The organism is Micromonospora sp. 15K316, from assembly GCF_004348525.1.
GTDB lineage: Bacteria > Actinomycetota > Actinomycetes > Mycobacteriales > Micromonosporaceae > Micromonospora.
This window is the reverse complement of sequence record NZ_SMKG01000305.1, coordinates 1-5,815: the sequence shown is the minus strand read 5'-3', so window position 1 is coordinate 5,815 and position 5,815 is coordinate 1. Positions and strand designations below refer to the sequence as shown.

Below are 5,815 nucleotides of genomic sequence, written 5' to 3'. Positions count from 1 at the left end.
CCCCACTGCGGGTCCGGCCACGGGCCGCAGTACGGCGTGGGGGTGTACCAGCCGGAGTTGCCGGGCCCCTGGGTGATCTGGAATCCGCTGCCGACGCAGTTGTGGATCGGGTTCGACTGGGCGATCCGGGTGGCCCGCACGTTCGTGAACGACACCTGGCTGGGCGCCTGCACCTGGAGGGCGTAGGTGCCCGCCCCGTCGATGCGGACGTTGCTGACGTTGATCCCGCTGGTGGCGCCCTCGATCCAGTGCAGCGCCGCGTACGAGCTGTCCAGGATGTCGGTGTCGGTGACGTTGATGGTGGCGTTCTGGATCGGTTCGTTCAGCGCGGAGAACCAGATCGCGCCGACCCCGAACCGCCAGTTGTAGTCGGAGTTGCCGTTGCGGATCAGCGTGTTCCGGGCGACGGTGATCGTTCCGGAGACCGCGGTCGGGCCGTTCACGCCCGGGTAGCGGTTGGCGACGTGGATTCCGCCACCGTTGGTCACCGAGTCGGCGGTCACGTTGTCGGTGATCCTGATGTCCCGCCCGCCGTACGTCACCAGGTGGTTGGCGAGGATGGTCACGCCGATGGTGTTGAACGTGAACGAGTTGTTGACGTTCGGCACGTTCTGCGCCCACATGGCGAGCGCGTCGTCACCGGTGTTGCGGACGAACGTGTCGGTCACCGTGGAGTTGGTGACCCCCCAGTGGAAGTTCACCCCGTCGGCGGTCTGGTCGAGGATCCGGCTGCCGCGGATGGTGAAGTTGTCCATCGGGCCGTCCATCCAGGCACCGACCTTGGTGTGCTGCATCCAGACGTTCTCCACCACCGAATTCGACATGGCTCCGCCGATGGCGTTGACCTGGTGCTCGTCCACCCGCTCCCGGATGTCGCCGATGATGGCGAAGTCCCGCAGGGTCACGTTGCGGCTCGGGCCACCGGCCTCGTGCGGCCGGATCTCGCCGCTGTAGCCGCCGCCGGGGACGTACTTGCCGTAGATGCCGGCGGCCCGTTTGCGGTCGGTGGGGTGCCGGCCGCCGAGCACCGAATACCACGGGCCCGCGCCGCGCAGGGTCACCCCGTCCACCACCACGTGGTCCCAGAGGGTGAAGGTGCCCGTCGGGATCCAGACCGCCCGGCCCTGCGCCTTACCGGCGTCGACCGCCGCCTGGAACTTGGCCGTGGAGTCGGTGGCGCCCGTGGGGTCGGCGCCGAAGTCGGTCACCACGTCCAGCACGTTCGCGGGTTTGGTGATCGCCGGGGCGACCAGCTCGAAATCGGCCAGGTCGATGGTGAAGGTCGGGGACTGGGCCGTCGAGGAGACCTGGAGCCGGATCTTCGTACCGGCCGGGTAGGTGGTCCCGAACATCGTCCGGGTCTCGTCGTAGAAGTGGTGCGGGTTGGTGTCGCCCGGGTTGTTGTTGAACGGGTAGCCGCCGTAGTACCAGCCGTACCGGGAGGTCACCGGAACGGCCTTCACCAGGGCGCCGTTGGCCCGCAGGTCGATGCTGGCGTCCCGGCCGGTGCCGGCGGCGTTGTCCGGGATGCTGTAGCGGAAGGTAACCGCGTTGGCCGGCTCGGTGAGCGTGAACTCGACGTACTCGCCGACGGCGTCCAGGGTGACCGCCTCGCGGCCGGACGCCTCGGACGGCAGCGTGCCGTAGTACCGGTCCGGGCCGATCTTCGTGCCGGTGTGGGCGACCTCCTCCGCCTCGTGCTCGACGAAGGGGACGTCGGCGCCCCGACCGGGGATGTCGAACGGGGAGAGCCCGGCCGCGTGGGCCGGGGTCGCGGTGCTGGTCAGCGCGATGACGGTGAGCGACGTCGCGGCGAGGGCGACAGCGGCGAGGGCGGCCACCCCCGCGCGGACGCGGACTCTTCGGGGTGGGTGGGCGGTGGTGTGGTCGGACATGAGCGGGACTCTCCCTCTCGTCGGTGGTCCAGATCCCCCCGTGCGTTGCGGTCCCCCCGAGGCGGTGCGGTGTGCGGGTGACTCCCTCCGTGTCGGTCTCGGCCGGCGGTGCCGGCGGGCTGAATCCGGTGCCGGCGCCGGGACGGCGCCGCCGGGTGGTGCGGGCGCGGTGCCGGCGGCGGGACGGAGCCGCCGGCACCGGGCGGTCAGGCCGGCTCGGATCCGGCGGGGATCGGTTCGGCGGTGCGCAGCCAGACGGCGGTGTCCGGCGGCAGCAGGTCGTCGTCGAGCGGGCCGCTGGCGAGCAGCCGCTCGGTGTGCGGCGGCAGCGGCACCGCCGCGCCGGAGAGGTTGACCAGGCAGGCGAAGTCGGCCGAGCGGCGGTACGAGAGCACCCCGTCCGGCGCGGGCAGCCAGGTCATCTCCCCGTCGCCGAGCGCGGGCTCGGCCCGGCGGATGGCGAGCGCGGCGCGGTACAGCTCCAGCATCGAGCGCTCGTCGCCGGCCTGCGCCTGGGCCGTCCGGTCCTTCCAGTCAGCGGGCTGCGGCAGCCAGGGGGCAGCTGTCGCGTCGTCCGGGCTGAAGCCGAACGGCGGCGTCTCCCCGGCCCAGGGCAGCGGGACGCGGCAGCCGTCCCGGCCCGGGTCGACACCGCCCGAACGGAAGTGCATCGGGTCCTGCCGCAGCTCGCGCGGAATGTCCTCGACCTCCCAGAGGCCCAGCTCCTCGCCCTGGTAGACGTAGGCCGCGCCGGGCAGCGACAGCGACAGCAGCGCGGCGGCGCGGGCCCGCCGGGTGCCCAGCTCCAGGTCGGTCGGGGTGCCCTCCCGCTTCGCGGCGAAGCTGAACGTGGTGTCGGCCCGGCCGTAGCGGGTGACGTGCCGGGTCACGTCGTGGTTGGAGAGGACCCAGGTGGCCGGCGCCCCGACCGGCGCGTGCGCGCTCAGCGTCCCGTCGATGCTCTCGCGCAGCGCGGCGGCGTCCCAGGCGCAACCGAGGAAGTCGAAGTTGAACGCCGCGTGCAGCTCGTCCGGACGCAGGTAGTTGGCGAACCGCTGCCGGTCCGGCATCCACACCTCGCCGATCAGCGCCCGGTCACCGGGGTACTCGTCGGCGACCCGCCGCCAGGCGCGGTAGATCTCGTGCACGCCGTCGAGGTCGCGGAACGGGTGCGGCCGGTCGGGCAGGGTCTCCGGCAGTGAGCCGTCCTTGACCAGCAACCCGGCCGAGTCGATGCGGATGCCGTCCACGCCCCGGTCGAACCAGAACCGCAGGATGTCCTCGAACTCGGCACGCACCCTCGGGTGGTCCCAGTTGAAGTCCGGCTGCTCGGCGGTGAAGAGGTGCAGGTACCAGTCGCCGGGGGTGCCGTCCGGGTTGGTGGTGCGGGTCCACGTCTCGCCGCCGAACTCGCCGACCCAGTCGGTCGGTCGCTGGTCGCCGTCGGGGCCCCGGCCCGGACGGAACCAGAAGAGCTCCCGTTCGGGCGCGTCCGGCCCACCGGCGAGCGCCGCCCGGAACCAGGGGTGCGCGTCGGAGCAGTGGTTCGGCACGATGTCGACGATGGTCCTGATGCCGAGTTCGTGCGCCTCCGCGATGAGCGCCTCCACCTCGGCCAGCGTGCCGAAGACCGGGTCTATGTCCCGGTAGTCGGCCACGTCGTAGCCGGCGTCGGCCATCGGGGAGGGGTACCAGGGGCTGAACCAGATCGCGTCGACGCCGAGCGCGGACAGGTAGTTCAGCCGGGACCGGATACCGGCGATGTCACCGATCCCGTCGCCGTTGCCGTCGGCGAAGCTACGCGGGTAAACCTGGTAGATCACCGCTCCACGCCACCACGGACTGCCGTCTGCTGTGGACACGAGCACCTGCTTTCTGCGTTACGTCGGCGGGTTCGCCGGACCTGGATGTGTATCGGGCGTACGACCGTCGGCCGTCGCGCGGGGGTGTGCCGAGTGCGGCCGTCCACGATCCGAGCCGTGGGTTTTGTCCGGCGTCGGCTTTGTTGCCGGCTATCCCTTGAGGCTCCCCGTGGTCAGACCGGACATGATGTTCCGCTGGAAGATCAGGAAGATGATCACGGTCGGGATCGCCGCGATGACCGACGCGGCGATCACCACGTTCATGGGGGTACCGCCCGCGAAGGCGTAGATGCCGACGCTGACCGTGCGCGTCTCCGGTGACGGCATGACCAGCTTCGGCCAGAGGAAGTCCTTCCACACCGCGGTCACGGCGAAGATCGACACCACGCCGAGGATCGGGCGCGACATCGGCAGGATCACCGACCAGAGCGTGCGCAGCGGCGTCGCCCCGTCGATGAGGGCCGCCGCCATCAGGTCCTCCGGGATCGAGTCGAAGAACCGCTTGAGGAGGAAGATGTTGAACGCGTTCGCCACCAGGGGCAGCCAGATCGCGAACGGGGAGTCGAGCAGGTTGAGGTGCAGAAACGGCAGATCGATCACCGTCACGTACTGCGGGACGATGAGGACCATCGCCGGGATCATCAGCGTCGCCAGCATCATGGCGAGGATCGCGTTGCCGAAGATCGGACGCAGCTTCGACAGCGCGTACGCGGCGGCGGTGTCGAGGACGAGCTGGAACACCACCGCGCCGGCCGCGTAGTAGAACGTGTTGAAGAGCAGCTTGGCGAGGTCCAGGTTGTTCCACGCGTCGACGTAGTTCTGCCACTGCGGGTCCCGCGGGAAGAGTGACGGCGGGGTCTGCGCGATCTCCTGGCCGGACTTGAGCGCCCCGGTGACCATCCAGTAGAGCGGCCCGAGGAAGACGAGCGTGAACCCTACGACCACGACGGCGAGCAGCGTCCAGTAGATCGCCTTGCCCCGCCCCCGTCGGAGCTGGGCGTGCGAGATGAGGGTGCGGGTCCCGGAGTCGTGTGCCATTCCTCGTCCGTCCTAGTCCTGTTTCGCCGTCAGCCGCAGGTAGATGGCGGAGAAGCCGGCCAGCACCACGAGCATGATCACGCCGAGTGCCGCGGCGCCGTTGAGATCGTTCTGGAAGAACCCGTGCTGGTAGATGAGGTACGCGACCGAGGTGGCCGAGTCCTCCGCGCCCGCGCCGTTGGCGAGGATCAGCGGCTCGATGAAGAGCTGCATGGTGGCGACGATCTGCATCATCGCCAGGAGGGCGAGGATCAGCCGGGTCTGCGGGATGGTCACGTTCCAGATCCGGTGCCAGATCCCGGCGCCGTCGAGCTCGGCCGCCTCGTAGAGCTCGCCGGGGATGTTCTGCAGCGCCGCCAGGTAGATGAGTACGGCGCTGCCCATGTTCATCCAGGTCGAGGCGATCACCATGGCCGGCATCGTCATCTCGGGCGACTGCATCCACTGGGACGTCGGCAGGTGCAGGGCCTTGAGGATCGCGTTGAAGAGCCCCGCCTCGCTGGGGTCGTACGCGTAGAACTTGAAGAGGAAGAGCGCCGAGGCCGGCGGCAGCATCACCGGCAGGTAGACCAGGATCCGCAGGTACCCCTTCGCGTGGCGCAGCTCGTTGAGCAGGATCGCCACCAGGAACGGCACCGCGTACCCGAGGATCAGCGCGAGGGCGGTGAAGTAGAAGGTGTTCTTCCAGGCGGTCCAGAAGCTCGGGTCGTCGATGATGCGGGTGTAGTTGTCCCAGCCCACCCAGGTCGTCACGCCCCGCCGGGTGCGCTGGAAGCTCATCACGATGCCGCGGATCATCGGGTACCAGGAGAAGACCGCGAAGCAGAGCACCGCGCCGATCAGGAACGCGTGCCCGGTGAGGTTGTCGCGCAGCTTGCGGCCGAGGCCCGCCCGTCGCGGCCGGGGCGCGTACGGCGAGGAGGGGCGGCTGGGTCTGGTGGTACCCGGGGCGGTGGTGATCGCCAAGGCAACTCCTGGTGAGTCGGTGACCGGACGATGCGGCGCCGATGGGGTGGGGGC

At 70.0% G+C, this 5,815-nt stretch carries 4 protein-coding genes; all 4 read right to left on the bottom strand.

What is annotated here, in order from left to right; translation table 11 throughout:
- Positions 1 to 1,895 (bottom strand): glycosyl hydrolase family 28-related protein (locus E1211_RS30170; RefSeq protein ID WP_132353322.1); only part of this gene is annotated, 1,895 nt, incomplete at its 3' end.
- A gap of 206 nt (positions 1,896 to 2,101) precedes the next feature.
- Complete coding sequence (locus E1211_RS30165) at positions 2,102 to 3,757, bottom strand: alpha-amylase family glycosyl hydrolase (protein ID WP_132353320.1); 1,656 nt, start codon at positions 3,755 to 3,757, stop codon at positions 2,102 to 2,104.
- Between the two features lie 150 nt (positions 3,758 to 3,907).
- Entirely contained in the window at positions 3,908 to 4,795 is an 888-nt protein-coding gene (locus tag E1211_RS30160) for a carbohydrate ABC transporter permease (protein WP_132353318.1), read from the bottom strand.
- 12 nt (positions 4,796 to 4,807) lie between these two features.
- Complete coding sequence (locus E1211_RS30155; protein WP_132353316.1) at positions 4,808 to 5,761, bottom strand: carbohydrate ABC transporter permease; 954 nt, start codon at positions 5,759 to 5,761, stop codon at positions 4,808 to 4,810.
- Positions 5,762 to 5,815 lie beyond the last annotated feature (54 nt).

Coding starts and splice junctions, on each gene's coding strand:
- E1211_RS30160 (WP_132353318.1), bottom strand. CDS start 4,795: ATGGCACACGACTCCGGGACCCGCACCCTCATCTCGCACGCCCAGCTC.